Origin of the sequence: Algoriphagus formosus, from assembly GCF_002807035.1 — a bacterium.
GTDB classification, from domain to species: Bacteria; Bacteroidota; Bacteroidia; order Cytophagales; family Cyclobacteriaceae; genus Algoriphagus; species Algoriphagus formosus.
Genome location: NZ_NIUC01000002.1, coordinates 1,463,440 through 1,478,098, shown reverse-complemented (window position 1 = coordinate 1,478,098; position 14,659 = coordinate 1,463,440). Strand labels below are relative to the sequence as shown.

11 protein-coding genes are annotated in these 14,659 nt (G+C 42.0%); 2 read left to right on the top strand and 9 right to left on the bottom strand.

What is annotated here, in order from left to right; translation table 11 throughout:
• Positions 1-192: 192 nt before the first annotated feature.
• The 3 genes from CDH51_RS12745 to CDH51_RS12735 all read right to left on the bottom strand — a co-directional run bounded on the left by CDH51_RS12745 (position 193) and on the right by CDH51_RS12735 (position 5,882).
• Positions 193-1,683, bottom strand: coding sequence for a RagB/SusD family nutrient uptake outer membrane protein (locus CDH51_RS12745; protein ID WP_100628910.1), 1,491 nt, complete (start codon positions 1,681-1,683; stop codon positions 193-195).
• Between the two features lie 12 nt (positions 1,684-1,695).
• Complete coding sequence (locus CDH51_RS12740; RefSeq protein WP_100628909.1) at positions 1,696-4,848, bottom strand: SusC/RagA family TonB-linked outer membrane protein; 3,153 nt, start codon at positions 4,846-4,848, stop codon at positions 1,696-1,698.
• Between the two features lie 482 nt (positions 4,849-5,330).
• A complete protein-coding gene (locus CDH51_RS12735) occupies positions 5,331-5,882 on the bottom strand; it encodes a 2'-5' RNA ligase family protein (protein ID WP_100628908.1) in 552 nt (183 codons plus the stop codon).
• Between the two features lie 179 nt (positions 5,883-6,061).
• On the opposite strand from CDH51_RS12735, the gene CDH51_RS12730 reads away from it, so the two are divergent.
• Entirely contained in the window at positions 6,062-6,976 is a 915-nt protein-coding gene (locus CDH51_RS12730) for a universal stress protein (protein ID WP_100628907.1), read from the top strand.
• On the opposite strand, the gene CDH51_RS12725 is transcribed toward CDH51_RS12730, so the two are convergent.
• Positions 6,973-7,890, bottom strand: coding sequence for a class I SAM-dependent methyltransferase (locus tag CDH51_RS12725; protein WP_100628906.1), 918 nt, complete (start codon positions 7,888-7,890; stop codon positions 6,973-6,975). The genes CDH51_RS12730 and CDH51_RS12725 overlap by 4 nt on opposite strands.
• Positions 7,891-7,893: 3 nt before the next feature.
• Positions 7,894-9,264: an exopolysaccharide biosynthesis polyprenyl glycosylphosphotransferase gene (locus CDH51_RS12720; protein ID WP_100628905.1), complete on the bottom strand. Its 1,371-nt coding sequence runs from the start codon at positions 9,262-9,264 to the stop codon at positions 7,894-7,896.
• A gap of 153 nt (positions 9,265-9,417) precedes the next feature.
• Between CDH51_RS12720 and CDH51_RS12715 the strand changes: the two genes are divergently transcribed.
• Entirely contained in the window at positions 9,418-10,089 is a 672-nt protein-coding gene (locus CDH51_RS12715; RefSeq protein WP_100628904.1) for a class I SAM-dependent methyltransferase, read from the top strand.
• On the opposite strand, the gene CDH51_RS12710 is transcribed toward CDH51_RS12715, so the two are convergent.
• From CDH51_RS12710 to CDH51_RS12695, 4 genes are all read right to left on the bottom strand, one after another.
• A complete protein-coding gene (locus tag CDH51_RS12710) occupies positions 10,086-10,874 on the bottom strand; it encodes a DUF3050 domain-containing protein (protein WP_100628903.1) in 789 nt (262 codons plus the stop codon). The genes CDH51_RS12715 and CDH51_RS12710 overlap by 4 nt on opposite strands.
• Before the next feature lie 79 nt (positions 10,875-10,953).
• Positions 10,954-12,744: an ABC transporter ATP-binding protein gene (locus tag CDH51_RS12705; protein ID WP_100628902.1), complete on the bottom strand. Its 1,791-nt coding sequence runs from the start codon at positions 12,742-12,744 to the stop codon at positions 10,954-10,956.
• Between the two features lie 76 nt (positions 12,745-12,820).
• The gene (gene solA, locus CDH51_RS12700) at positions 12,821-13,936 is read right to left on the bottom strand and encodes an N-methyl-L-tryptophan oxidase (RefSeq protein WP_100628901.1); all 1,116 of its coding nucleotides are present in this window, start codon (positions 13,934-13,936) and stop codon (positions 12,821-12,823) included.
• A 14-nt stretch (positions 13,937-13,950) separates the two neighbouring features.
• A complete protein-coding gene (locus CDH51_RS12695; RefSeq protein ID WP_100628900.1) occupies positions 13,951-14,541 on the bottom strand; it encodes a hypothetical protein in 591 nt (196 codons plus the stop codon).
• Positions 14,542-14,659 lie beyond the last annotated feature (118 nt).

The window sequence follows — 14,659 nt, the reverse complement described above, 5'->3', positions numbered from 1 at the left end:
TCATTTCCAGTAGCCTAATTTCTATACTTTCTCGGCTTAGAATCGGAAGTATGAGAATCGAAGGTCCTTTTCAGCCTTACTCTTTGATTACTGGCAGAAAAACAGGATAACTATTTAATATTCCCTGAAAGAGGTAAAACAAAAAAGTCCGAGCCTAAGCCCGGACTTTTACTTTTATGGATTTAGAAATCCTTAAGAAGGATTCTGAACCATGTTTTCGTTAGCGTTCAATTCAGAGATAGGAATCTTGAACTGCCAGTTTGAAGTACCAGCAGGCTCTTCAAACTTAGAGTTGATCACAGTCTCTACGTGGTTTGCACCAGTACGATCCAATGGAAGGTTCAGACGCTTCAAGTCGTAGAATCTGAAGCCTTCACCCCATAGCTCGATACGACGCTGAATCATGATCTCTTCGATCAAAGCTGCACCAGTGTTGGTAGTCAAGGTATACTCCGGATCACGCTGAGAAGCAAAGCTGAACAAAACCTGAGCAGCTTGGCTGTCATTTCCAGCTCTTGCCAAAGCTTCCGCTTCGATCAAGAACATTTCTGAAGCTCTCATGTAAGGCACATCACCTACAGAACTTGCATTTGCTTGAGCGATAAACTTACGGTTCATGTAGTCACGCTTTGCAAAGGAGCTCAAAGTAACCTCATCGATGAATGGATCTCTCAAGGCAGGATCAGAAGCATTCGCATCCCAAAGGCCTTTTCTGTAGTCTGTATCTGAGATTTCAGCATAAAGCTTACTGTTGATCGCCTTCGGATTACCCCGAATATTCGTCGAACTGAAGTTCAAAGAAACGTAAGCGAAGTAAGAAGCAAAGAAGGTCTGCTGATCGTCAATCTGACGGCTTCCCCAAATCCACTCAGGATTATCAACATTGTTGAATCCTTCGTAAAGTTGAGACTCAGACATCAATTCATATCCTTCGCGAGCTTGGCTAGCCAATTGAGCAGCTACAGCATAGTTACCTTGCGTCAAAGCAATACGAGCTTTGATACCACGAGCCACGTTGATGTTGATGTGCGACTTTGCGTTTCTACCTTCGTCCAAAAGAGCGATAGCAGCATCGATGTCAGCGTTAACCTGAGTATAAACTTCCTCTACTGTATTACGAGCACCACCTTCGGTGATAGGCTCCAATACGATTGGTACACCCAATTGGCTATTACCACCACCTGCTTGATAGCGCTCAGCAAATAGCTGAACCAAGTTGAAGTGAGCCCAAGCTCTGTAAGCCAAAGCTTGACCTTTGATCTCATCTTTTTCAGCCTGAGGACCTTCAGCATCATCAATATTGGCGATAATCATATTCGCATTACCAATGATTTTGTAGTAGAATCTCCAGACAAAACGGACATCACCACTGTTCTCATTGACGTGGTTTAGCCATCTAGACATAGAGATAAACCAACCATTTGCAATTCCAGTCAATACATAATCTTCAGCAAGCGCTTCTCGCATGATCATCACGCCACCTTCACCAGGCTGACCCTGAGAATCGTAACGAATAAACATGGATCGGTGGATCCCATTAAGAGCTGTGAAAGCATTTTTTGTAGTCGTAAAGACCAAATTTTCAGAAACCGCATCCGTAGGAAGGGTATCCAAGTAGTCCTCCGAGCAACCAAAACTTAGGATTGCTCCGAGCAAGAATATTTTACTTAATAATTTCTTCATTGTTTTGGTAAATTACAGTTGTAAGTTAACACCAAGCGTGAATGTTCTGGCTGGGGTAAAGGTATTGGAAGTCGTACCGCTGAATGTACCGGATACATACATACCGGAACGTCCAGAAAGCCATCCCAAGTTTTCACCTGCTACATAAACAGTAGCACCTCTCATTTTCCAACGCTCCAATAGAGTACGTGGGAAAGTATAGGACAAGTTTACAGATCGAAGGTTCAGATAGGAAGCATCCGTCAACCATCTGTCAGAAGCCACGTTAGTTTGAGCAGCACCGGTCACGTCCATTTTCGGAACGTCGGTTACATCTCCTGGCTGCGTCCACCTGTTAAGGATGTCCACGTGAAGGGCACCACCATCAGGATCGGCAGACATCAATCCTGCATAGATACCATCATAGATATCACCACCCACTGCAAAGCTCATCAAGATGTTCAAAGAGAATCCTTTGTACGTGAAAGTGTTGGTCAAACCACCAAAGAAGTCAGGGGTTGCATTACCAGCGAAGTGGAAACGTGCATTCTGGAAATTGGTAGTAAGTGTATCACCATTCACAATACGATCACGAGGATCATCTTCTGCATACTCTTCAGCTCTGTAAAGACCTTCACCGGTCTCAGCATCTACTCCATACCAGTCTCTCAACCAGAAGTCATAGATAGATCTTCCAACTACATATTTTTTGGTTCCTTCGATTTGCTCGTCAAATGGCAATTCTTTGAATTCATTATTGAAAGTTGAGACGTTCACATTCGCATTCCACTTGAAATCGCCAGATCTAATAATTTCTCCACCTACATTGAATTCTATACCGGTGTTAGACATCGTACCGATATTTAGGAACCTACTTTCCAAACCAGTGGTCAATGATAATGGAACGTCAAAAATCAAGTTTTGGGACTCTCTGTTAAAATATTCCAAAGCACCAGTGAATCGGTTAGCGAATGCAAAATCAATACCCAAATCATAGGTATTGTTAGACTCCCACTCCAAATCAAGGGCTGAAAGAGAAGCTTGCAAAATACCAGGCTCAGATGCGTTATTAAACCCTAAGTCATAAAGTGCCTGCCATGGGTAATAATTTTGTCCTCCTCCGGAATTAAGGATGCTATTGTTACCTACTTCACCGTAAGAAGCTCTCAACTTTAACATCTGAAAGAAATTAGAATCAAAGAAGTCTTCCTGATCGATAGACCAAGCAGCACCCACGGAGAAGAATGTTCCCCATCTCACGTCCTCAAAGAATCGGGAAGAAGCATCTGTTCTCAAAGATGCGGAGAAGGAGTACTTATCATCGTATACATAGTTAACTCTAGAGAGATAAGACTCAATTCTGTCACGGTCTAGACGGCCTGTAGCAGAGTTGATCGTTACAAAGTTGTCTGGCTCAATGTTACCAGCCAAGATTTGATCTTGCTTGGAGATAAATTGACGATTTACTTGATAATCATAGTTCTCATGACCTGCCAATACTTCTACGAAGTGCTTCTCTTTGAACGTATTGGTATAAGTCAAGAGCTGGTTGAAAGTCAAAGAGTTGATGCGGATATTTTCTCTACGAGTACGTCCTGCTGGAGCTCCATCACCTACGATAGTGTTATCATATCCGATGTCAAGAAGCGAAGTAATATCAGTTGCAATATTCGTTCTGAAAGTGAAGTTCTTCAAAAACTTAGCCTCAACATATGCACGTGAAGAGATTACATCTCTGTCAAATCTGTCCACATTAAGTAAAGTCTCTTGAACCACGTGACGACCAGGATATGCACCCGCACCTCTAGATGGTAGGCCTAGCTCCTCTAAGTCACCTAGGTCATAGATTCTGTTTCCGAATTCATCTAGAATGAATCCACCAGTTTGCATATTCTGAGCAAATACCGGATAAATAGGACCCATGGATCTTGCGGTAAAGAATGGGTTCACAAAGCTGTTGCTACCACCATCTCTTGCATTGTTTCCTTCACTTAGCGTTGCAGAAAGGTTGATACCTGTCTTCAACCAGTCAGTAGCCTGAGTATTTACATTCAATCGACCGGTGAATCGCTCGATATCAGACTGGATGATAAATCCTTTCTCATTCAAATAGTTGAAAGAGGTGTAGAAATCAGTCTTCTCAGAACCACCGGAATAAGTCATGTTGTATTCCTTACGGTCACCCATTCGCTCCAACTCGTCGAACCAGTTAAGTCCCTGGAAGTTGTTTCTTGCATTGGGATTCAAAGTACCGTCAAGACCTACGATTTGATCATTTGGTACATTGTAGATGTTGTAACCAAGAATGTCAATCAGGTTGTTAGATGCAAAAGCAGCTGCATCAGCACCGCTGGCACCGTTTCCAAGCTGTGAGTTTCTGAGAGATTCCCAAATTAGCGGGTAGTACTGATCAGCGTTTACGCGATCATACTCAGGAAGTGCACGACTTGAGATACCTTGCTGCAATCTCAAATTGAAAATAGGCTTGTTTTTCTTACCAGTCTTAGTGGTAATCATGATCACACCGTTAGCGGCACGAGAACCGTAAAGAGCTGCTGAAGAAGCATCCTTCAAAATGGTCATGTCTTCGATATCTTCTGGGTTCAAGTTGGAAAGTGCTCCATCATATGGAACCCCATCCACCACGTAAAGTGGAGAAGAAGAAGAGTTTACCGAACCAATACCACGAATACGAACAGCTGGAGTAGACCCTGGCTGACCGGAAGCAGAAGTAGTAATTACACCAGGAGCCTGACCTTCAATCGCATTTACTACGTTGTTGATCGGTCTGTTTGCGATTTGATCTCCTTTCAATGCTATAGCAGAACCGGTAAAGTTTCCCTTATCAGCAGTGCCATATGCAGTAATGATTACTTCATCAAGATTCTGGGAATCTTCTTCCATCACTACATTGATCTCAGAACGATTGCCAATTTGCTCTTCCACACTGCGATAGCCGATGTAGCTAAAGACCAATGTAGTGGCACTTTCTGGAGCCAAAAGGGTATACCTTCCATCCAAATCCGTTACGACTCCAATGGTCGTACCCTTCACTAGGACATTCACCCCGATCAAACCCTCAGGTTCGCCTGGTGATGTCACTCTACCTGTGATGGTTTTGTTTTGCGCCATTACCGACACGGATGCCAGCAATACAAAAACAAAACCCAGTAAAATTTTCTTCATAGGTTTAGTTTTAATAAAATGATTTAATTTTCGTGGAGATAAAAGACGATACTAATTTGTGAAAGAGCAAATTTGGCAGATGCTCAAAAAAAAGGTAAAAATCATACTATCATACTGAAAATACCAAATTTTAGAAATAATATTTGGATTTACAGGTGTCCGAACACTGTCCGGATTTCAAAAACCACGAATTTTTAATATTATTTTCAAGTTCTCGATAATAAATTCTGAAAACGATAAAAAACAATCTAGTTTATTTTTAAACTTGGAATAATTCAATTAATTTTTTATTCTGCAAAAATTGATTTGATAGATATATTATTCTGTATATTTAATCCATACTCATATTTTTAAAATATTATTCTGATGATGTTCGTTTTTGAAAATCATATTCTCGGAATTTTAAAAACCTTTTTAAGCACCTGTCAAAATTAAATTTTTGTTAAAAATTTATTCGAATGGATTAAAAAATGGGCAAAAGGTCAAGTTTCTGCTAAAAATATCTCCGTTTGGGGTTCCCAAAGTCCATTTTTTCGCTTTAACAAATAGTAACTTCCTACTTTAAAATCTACTTCTAAACCTGCTTTTTCTACTCTTAACCTAATAGAGTCAAACTGCTCCTTCTTGATATCCTGAAAGGCAACCGTAAGGTGTGGATGGTAATTGGTATCGCTCAATTCTAGATTCAATTTTAAATCTCTTTTACCAAAAATTCTCAGTCCATCCTGCAGTTCAAACAGCTTGGGTTGTTTCGCCACACTCAAAAACAAAACACGCCTCCGAAATTGATCCACACCTCGAATGCTCAGGGGGAAAGGAGAAAACCCTTGGTTGAAATTTTTTAGTGCTTCCACCAAACGATCCTCCTTGTTGGCATTGTACAGAAAGGGCATTTTCAAGGTGATGTGGGCCGGAGACTTCAAGGCATATTTTACCCCAAACTCTTCCTTGAGCGAAAGTTTCAAATCGTGAATTTGCTCCCTAAATTCTTTAGGAGGAAGTATCGCTAAAAAATATTTTTGTAAGTCAGCCATTAAATTACCCGATCAACCTTTGAAAAGCTCAATTTCACAAAAACAGTTTAATTAACTCAATCAATCTCTTAAATTAAGCCTTTGAAACCAACAAGCGCTATCAGATACCCTGATGAGAAGCTCTCCGTAAGAGTGAAAGATCGAATTAGGGCAAAAGCCTTTAATCAAAACGCAGACACATGAAGATTTTTCCAAAAATCATGATCGGTTTGGACTTGACCGAAATGGATGAAATCCTGATCCAAAAGACCAACATATTCTTGAAGTTTTTAGGAGTTGAAAAATGCTATTTCGTGCATGTGGCAAAAAACTTGGCCATCCCAGATGACATTCTCAGCCAATATCCAGATCTCTTGGCCCCAGGAGATGAGTCCATTGAGGCAATCATGGAGGAGAAAATCAAGCGGCATAATTTTCCTGAAAATATCGAGATCGAAATTTTTGCCGAGGAAGGTAGCCATCCTTTAGAGACCTTCCTCCGATGGGCCAAAATCAAAGATGTGGACCTCATTGTGATGGGAAGGAAAGAAAGCCTAGTAGGAAGTGGTGCCCTTGCTAACGGAGTGGCAAAAAAAGCGCCCTGCTCCATCATGTTGCTTCAGGAAAAGCGCCCTCCTGGTATTCCTAAGCGCATTATGGTACCCACGGATTTTTCCAAGCACAATCACATGATTTATGAATTTGGAGAGCGAATAGCTGATGAATTAAAAGCTGAATTGATTCCAGTTCATATTTTCCATGTCCCGGCAGGCTACTCCAAGACTGGTAAATCTTTCGAGGAATTCTCTGAAATCATGCGGCTTAATGCGGAAAAAGACTTCAAAAAATTCGTATCCAAACACGATCATCCGGAATTGAAATGTGAATTTATCTTAGATAGCGGCGAAAGCTCCGGTAGACAATTGCTGGAAGAAGCCCATAAAATGGACGTGGATATGATTATCCTGGGCTCTCGCGGACGGACCAAATCCGCAGCAATTCTATTGGGAAGCACAGCCGAGAAACTCATCGAAGTCAATAACTCGCTTCCAATGATAATTTTCAAAAAGAAAGGTGAAACGATGGGCTTTTTCGATGCCCTCTTCCGAATTTAATCTGCTCGGCGCAGATAAAAACAAACCTGATCCCCTTTGCCCTCCTGATTGTACCGGAGGGCTTTTTTTTGAAATACTCTTAATTCATTTGACGAAAAATGGGCTTCGCAGTCCGTCCCTGCAAGCTTTATTCCTCGCTGATACAAAATGGACCCCCAAAATTGGAAGGCTGTAGAGTCAAAAAGAATCTTTTCGAGATTAAAACCCTGGTCATTTGCTAGCTTTTTGAACCCCTCCAAACTAGGAATATTCAAGTGCCTTGGAGCATCAAGCTGAACCCAATTATCTCCAAATTCTTCCCAAGCACTACTTCCTGCCAAAGGAGTGCGAATTAGCAGTCTTCCATCTTTTTTAAGCTTTTGGCGACAAGTCTCCAAAGTTTTCTTTGGCTCTGCCATGTGCTCAAAAGCATGATGCATGAGCATAATGTCAAATTCTCCGGGAAGATCCTCCAGCCCACCCTTGATCAATGACAGCCCTGGTTTCAAATCCTTTGAACTATCTAAAAAAGGGTCCACTCCAGTCAGATTTTCAAAGCCAGATGCCCATAACTCATAGAGAAGCTGTCCACTACCACAGCCGATATCAACTATTCGATCCGAATAGGCAGGATTTAACTCCCTAAGCCAATATCCATAGGAAGGGCTGAATACCGAGGCGCCTGTTTTCAAAAAGAGCCACATTCTTACCTTTTTCAGGAAATTTTTAAGCGAGCTTGAAGTGACTAAAGAAGAAAAGGAATAATAGGTATCTGACTTATAAAAAGCAGAAAGATTTGACGGAACAGATTTGATTTGAAGGGATTGACAATCCTGACACTCTTGGTAAGTAAACTGCTCTCCCAGCCCGAGCATTTTCTCTTCTGCCTGAAAATCCCGAAGCGATTCGCTATTACAAAAATGACAGCGATTCATCGATCAATAGGCATTCTCCCGGTTGAAAAGCAGCTCGTGAACTGTCTTCACCATGATACCCATATCCAGCAAAAATGACCAATTATTAATATAAAAAGAGTCTAATCGTACCCGTGAGCGAATCTGATGGGGGTTTTCAATTTCCCCTCTAAAACCTCTCACTTGAGCCAAACCTGTGATTCCCGGCTTGATCTTATGTCGGGAATTGTACCGCTCAATTTGCTTTTGAAATGTCTGATTCATAGGAATCGTATGAGGTCGAGGACCTACAATGGACATATCCCCTAGCAGCACATTGATAAACTGTGGCATTTCATCCAAAGAGGTCGTGCGCAAAAAGGACCCAATTCTTGTGACCCGAGGATCTCCTTTTTTTGCCTGCACAGTATCTGCATAATCGTTAGGAGTCATAGACCGAAACTTCAGGCAGCTGAACACTTGATTGTTGACTCCATTTCGTTTTTGGATAAAAAATATGGGACCTCTTGATTCCAATTTGATTAAAAACCCGACCAGAGGGATCAACCAAGAAAGGATAAATACAATCACCAAACTGGCAAATACAATATCAAAAGCTCTTTTTGCAAAGCTATTGAAGGCATTGTCCAAAGGAATTTCATTGACATTGATGACAAAGAAATCGCCATACCTTGAAAATGATAGATTCTTCTCCAATTGAAGGGATCCTCCGGGAATCATCTTGACTTTGATGTAATTTTCATCTGCGAAGTCAATGATTTTTCGGACCAATCCTGGCTCTAATTGCTCGTGGATATAGATCAGATCAAGGTCTAATTCTGGAGCGTGTTCGAAAAACTGCTGAATCCCTCCACGGGTCTGTGCACAATCGGAGAGATTATCATAATAACCTAGGAAATTGATTCCGAAATCCTTTCGAATCCGAAATACATCAGCTAGCCGGGGACTTGTTCCTCCTTTTCCGACTATGACAGCGTTTCGATAATTCTTACCCTTAGATCTGTAGGACCGGAGCATCATATGAATAGACACCCGATAACTTCCCATCAATACCAGCATGCCTACTCCCAAAGTAAGGACTGGCAAAACCTGCAACTCAGGCGTATTGAATGGAATCCAAAGAATAGCCGTAGCACCGACAAACCAAAAGACCGTGCCTAGGAGATGCTTCAGCGTGTCTCCATACTCATCAGTACGACCGATTTTATAGTCTTTTCTAAGAAGGGAAATCAACAACCAAAGCACTGATAGCGGCAAAAAGGCGTCGAGTTCAACCTTGGCGAAAATTCCAAATTTCTGAAGAAAGAAATTGGTCAGTAAAAGCGAAACAAGGGAAGCAATAAAATCAGAGGCTGTGAAAAGCCAAGGAAAATACCGGTCAAATCTGCGCTTCATAAAAATCTGATCAAACAATTACACTTTTGCAAAAACCGCGCTAGACTACATTTTTTGGCCGAAACACGATTTCAAAACCAAAATTAAGAAAAGAATCGTCAAGCATGCTTACTTTTGCGAGTAATTTCAAATGCAAAACGATTTTTAGTCTAAATGTTTTCAATTTCTAAGCTGTTCGCTTCTTCCGACGATCCCAATTCTCTTGGGGCGTATTTTCGAAAAAAACGTTTGCAGCAATTTGAACAGCTTTTTTTCAATCAATTCGATGTAAATCAGCGCGTTAAAATTCTTGACGTCGGAGGTACAGATTATTTTTGGAAAGGCAGCTCATTACTCGATCATCCAAAGGTCGAAATTACATTGCTCAACCTCCATCTCGAAGAGAGTTCTCATCCTGCTATCAAGAGTACCACAGGTGATGCGACTAATCTTCAAGAATATCAGGAAAATGAATTTGATCTCATCTTTTCAAATTCCGTAATCGAGCATCTGTTTACTTGGGAAAACCAGCAGAAAATGGCGGCAGAAATTAAGCGAGTGGGGAAAAAGCATTTCGTGCAGACGCCAAACCGATACTTTCCTATCGAAGCGCATTACGCCTTGCCTTATGCCCAATATTGGCCCAAAAAGCTACTTTTTCACACGCTCACGAAGACACCACTCAGCCGTTTCAGAAAATGGTCAAGCAAGGAAGCTTCCGATTATATCGCCGAGATCAGGCTACTCGATGAGAAAGAGTTGCAGAGACTTTTCCCTAGTTCGGAAATTCTAAAAGAAAAAGTGGCAGGATTGACCAAGTCAATCACTGCACACAATTTACTTTAGTGAACCAAGGTCGCTTTTCGAGTCAAAATTTCTTGATTGATTCCGTCCCAAAGAATTTTTCTGGCAGACAAAGCTTCTTTGGCAGAAATTTTGGCGCCTTCAAGATGCACGTCTGTCTCAAGAAGAAGAGAAACCATTCTCCAAGCCAAAGGGCCGTGTTCTTCTTCGTCCAGATGAATGTGTCTGTCGAAATAGAAACCAAGCGTTTTTAATTCCTCAGGTTGATCTTTGACAAGCTCGTCCACCAATTTTCTAAACAAATCAGGGATCAGATCCTCTCTTCCCAAGGTAAAACTTGAGGCAATTTCGTGGGCAGAACCAAATAAGGCTGTTTGATAATTTACCCGAAGGAATTTCTGAACGAATTCTGGTAATTGAGCGACATTCATCGCATCGTCAAGATTCATTCCCGAGGAAACGGACTTTACAAGACTATTGATAGACTTGGTAGAAGCACCAGCTTCTTGCATGGCTCTTAAGTAAAGTTCAAAGTGGCTACAAAAGCCTCCTTTTCCATCCTCATCACTTTCCTCTGCAAGTACAATGTCATTGATCAATCTGACCACGAGAGGATCTCCTGCCGGTATCCAAGGAAGACTCATCCCTGTCAGTCTATGCTGAAGAGCTTTTAGCAGACTCATAAAATCCCAAACCGCAAAGACATGGTACTCCATGAAAACACGGAAATCTTCTAGGGTATTTAAGTTTTGATAAATTGGGTGATGTAGTAATTCTTGTCGGTCATCGCTTACCGACGAGATCAATTGATCCAGGTGATTGTTCATGAATAAATTTTAATGGGAAAACACAGAAGGACTGTGGGATTGTTCGATTCATTTGATAGAAAAAAACAATCTGAGATAATTAATTTTCTGCAAACTGTAAGCGAACCAAGTTGGAATAAAATCCATCCTCTCGATCAGCGAGTTCCAGATGGCTTCCTTCCTCTACAATTCTTCCTTCACTAAGGACGTAGATTCGGTCGACCTTTCGAATCGTTGCTAATCTGTGGGCGATGATGATCGTTGTCCTTCCTTTCATCAGTTCGTCTAGGGCTTCCTGAACAAGGGCTTCTGATTCGGCATCCAATGAAGAAGTTGCCTCATCGAGAATCAAGAGGCTAGGATCTTTCAAAATAGCTCTCGCAATGGCTACACGCTGACGCTGACCACCGGAAAGCTTTACTCCCCGCTCTCCAACCAATGTATCCAGTCCTTCAGGGAACTGAGAGATAAACTGCCATGCATTGGCTTTTTTGGCAGCATCAATGATTTCTTCCTCTGTAGCCTCTGGACGTGCATAAGCGATATTTTCGCGGATACTTCCTCCAAAAAGCAAAACCTCCTGGGGAACCATCCCGATATGCCTTCTGAGCTCGTCCAAATTCCAGTCATTGATAGACTTTCCATTGATGGCAATGGATCCCTTCTCTACTTCATAAAACCTCAGTAAAAGTTGGATGATGGTCGATTTCCCTGCTCCGGAATGACCGACTAATGCCACCTTGTCTCCTGTATGAATTCGCATGGAAAGTGACTTCAAAACAGCCATTTCAGGGCGGGTTGGATATCGAAACTCGACGTTGGATAGCTCGATTTCCCGAATTTCTTCCTGAGCACTGCTTGTTCCGCTTTTCTCTTCAGACTCTTCCAGTATTTCCAAGACTCTTTCAGAACTCCCGATTGCTTTTTGGACCTGACTATAAATATCTCCCAAGCCGGCAATCGACCCCCCGATAAAAGTGGTATAGAGAACAAATGAAACCAATTCACCCACACTCATCTCCCCACTTGCCACCAAGCTTGCTCCGTACCACATTACTGCCACGATACCTCCGAAAAGCGCAAAAATGATAAAAGAAATAAAAGCTCCTCTGAACTTGGCTGTCCGCAAAGCCACTTGAACCACATCTCCCAACTTATTGGAGTAGCGTAAAGACTCATAGGCTTCACCCACAAAAGACTTTACGGTTGAAATAGACTGTAAAGTCTCCTCCACGATGACATTGGCTGAGGCGAGTTCATCCTGTGTTTTCTTACTCAAAGAGCGGATAAATCTACCAAATACCATTGCCAGCAAAACCAAGACCGGAAAGGATCCCAGCATGAAGAAGGTAAGCTTCGGTGTGGTAAAGAAAAGAAAGGCTATACCTGCCAGAAGAGTAACTACCTGTCTAAAAAGCTCCGCTAAGGTTACTGAAAAGGTGTCTTGAAGCAAACTGACATCCGAAGTGATTCTTGAAATTAACTCCCCCGTTCTTCGCTTGTCGAAAAAAGTCATCGGTAATCTCAACATTCGGCTATAAAGTGCCAGACGTATATCCCGCATGGAGCGCTCAGATACTTGGGCAAACAACCAAACTCGGAAAAAGGAAAAGACGCTTTGGATTGCCAGAATGCCCAACAGTAAAAAAGCAATGGAATCAATGTCCTGAATGATCCAGTCACTGCCCTGAGCTGTATCAATCAGTTTGCCTGCAACAAACGGGAAGGTCAGCAGGGTAAGCGAAGACAAAAGCAAAAACACCAAACCAAGGATAAACCTTCCTTTGTATGGAACCATGAAACGGAATATTCCGCCTAGTTTTTGAAAATTTTGCTTGCTTAACTTACGCTTCTCGTGATCTTCTAACGCCGCTCCCCTTTTTTTAGCCATTCTGAATTAATATTGATGCAAAAATAGCCTTTTGATTGAAAAGAAGCTTCCAAAACATGGAAATTTGAGGAAAGGGTTATTCGGCCAAAACTTGGGCAGCTAGCATTTCTCCAAGAGCACTTGCATGTTTGAACCCGTGACCTGAGCAAGCAGAAACTAAGGAAACGCGATCCATCTGTGGGTGTGGCTGCAAAACAAATCTTGCGTCTTCGGTAACGGTGTAGAAACAAACCTCACTCCGCACGATTTCAGGTAAAAGTCCCACAAATTTCCCTTCCAATTTTTCCTTCCAAAACCTTTCTTGTTCCAGCTTGCTCACAGAGCGATCGATCTGCTCAGGATGCTCAGTTTCCAAAAATTGCTCAGAGGCTATCTTCACCGTTTCCTGATCTTGGCTTGGAAAACCATACAAGAAATCTGTGGGCTTTGGACCATATCCCCACATAAATACAGAGTTCAAGGATTTCAAAGGGCTATCTTCCTTCATCTTCACCCAGTGAAGCACTTGTCTACAGATTTTAAACTTCGTCTGAAAGCTTGGATCGACAAAGTCCTTTACCCAACCGCCGGCAGATAGGATTACTTTTTTGGCACGAAGGGTTTCCTCTCGAAGTTGGATTTCAACGAATCCCGCTTTTTGCTGAATTCCCAACACTGGCTGATGAACTCGGACCTTAGCACCATTCTTTACGGAAAGATCCAATTGGACTTGTATGGTTTTCTCAGGAAAGACAAATCCTGCACTGGGCTCAAAGTACCCTCTTACCTTTTCCGGAAAATTGAACTGAGGAAATTCTTCATTCAATCTCTCCTGATCAAAAATCGAGTGTGGGATAGATTCTGAATCAGCGATTTGTTTGGTTTGATCAAAAAAGCTCGAGCCCCCATACTTAACCCAAGCTTCTTGACCGGACTCGATCAAAAGTCCCCCTGCTTGCTTGAAAAGCTCAATTCCTGCCTCTTTTTCGATTTCTTTCCAGATCTCTTGAGATCGACGAGCAAACTTGACATACTCTCTTCCTTCACCCACAGCCAGTCGGGTGATTCGGGTTTCTCCATGTGAGGAGCCCATGCCATGCGGTGGGTCAAAGCGGTCGATTCCAAGAATCCTCTTTCCGCTCTTCGAGAGAAAATAAAGGGCGGCAGATCCTACAGCCCCGAGTCCGATTACCACATAGTCATAATCCTTCATGGAGACTTTTCAAGTCAGGATTTACCCATTTGGGCATCAATTAGTTCTCGCTTGAGTTTGCGCTCCCGCTCCAAGGTATTTTTGCGGTGCTGTTCAAATTCCTCCTGTAGATCGGCGAGATCTTTTTCGGCCTTTTTGATCTTTGAAAAACTTCGGAAATATTTAAAAGAGAAAAGGGCTAAAGCTGCCGCTAAGGCTCCTACCAAAACCCACATAAACGTAGAGTAGACCCCTTTTTGAATTCCAAGTCCAAGGAAGCTGAAATTATCCTTGGCAGCTATTGCTTCCTGCTTTTCGGACTCAGTCTGTGCAAGAAGATTTTGAATAGATCGAATAGAGTCCTGTCGGGTTTGTACGTCTTTTTTGAGTTCCAAAACCTCTCCTCGCATGGTTTGGATGGAGTCAAGCATATTTGATTTTAATCGATCCAAAAATGACCTTCTGACGACTTTATACTCTTGATAATTATTTGAAGCTCCGTAGATATAGTCAAACTGTTCATCGATTGTGCCGGATTGAAGTGCATTTTCATTGGTTTCTTGGGCCAAAAGCTGACCGGAAAGTAGTGTCACAGTTAGCGCCAGAAATACTAGATGCTTGTTCATTATCGTATTTTTTGAGTTCAAGGGGTGATTCAATAAATGTGCCTTCCGGCAAATTTAGCCTGTTTTTTTTGAAAACCTTCCAGTAAAAACCCTTTGTCAAAATCCTTTTTTGTTGATT

Excerpts from the sequence above, each read along its gene's own strand:
- CDH51_RS12745 (WP_100628910.1), bottom strand. The coding sequence starts at position 1,683 with ATGAAGAAATTATTAAGTAAAATATTCTTGCTCGGAGCAATCCTAAGT.
- CDH51_RS12740 (WP_100628909.1), bottom strand. The coding sequence starts at position 4,848 with ATGAAGAAAATTTTACTGGGTTTTGTTTTTGTATTGCTGGCATCCGTG.
- CDH51_RS12735 (WP_100628908.1), bottom strand. The coding sequence starts at position 5,882 with ATGGCTGACTTACAAAAATATTTTTTAGCGATACTTCCTCCTAAAGAA.
- CDH51_RS12730 (WP_100628907.1), top strand. The coding sequence starts at position 6,062 with ATGAAGATTTTTCCAAAAATCATGATCGGTTTGGACTTGACCGAAATG.
- CDH51_RS12725 (WP_100628906.1), bottom strand. The coding sequence starts at position 7,890 with ATGAATCGCTGTCATTTTTGTAATAGCGAATCGCTTCGGGATTTTCAG.
- CDH51_RS12720 (WP_100628905.1), bottom strand. The coding sequence starts at position 9,264 with ATGAAGCGCAGATTTGACCGGTATTTTCCTTGGCTTTTCACAGCCTCT.
- CDH51_RS12715 (WP_100628904.1), top strand. The coding sequence starts at position 9,418 with ATGTTTTCAATTTCTAAGCTGTTCGCTTCTTCCGACGATCCCAATTCT.
- CDH51_RS12710 (WP_100628903.1), bottom strand. The coding sequence starts at position 10,874 with ATGAACAATCACCTGGATCAATTGATCTCGTCGGTAAGCGATGACCGA.
- CDH51_RS12705 (WP_100628902.1), bottom strand. The coding sequence starts at position 12,744 with ATGGCTAAAAAAAGGGGAGCGGCGTTAGAAGATCACGAGAAGCGTAAG.
- solA (WP_100628901.1), bottom strand. The coding sequence starts at position 13,936 with ATGAAGGATTATGACTATGTGGTAATCGGACTCGGGGCTGTAGGATCT.
- CDH51_RS12695 (WP_100628900.1), bottom strand. The coding sequence starts at position 14,541 with ATGAACAAGCATCTAGTATTTCTGGCGCTAACTGTGACACTACTTTCC.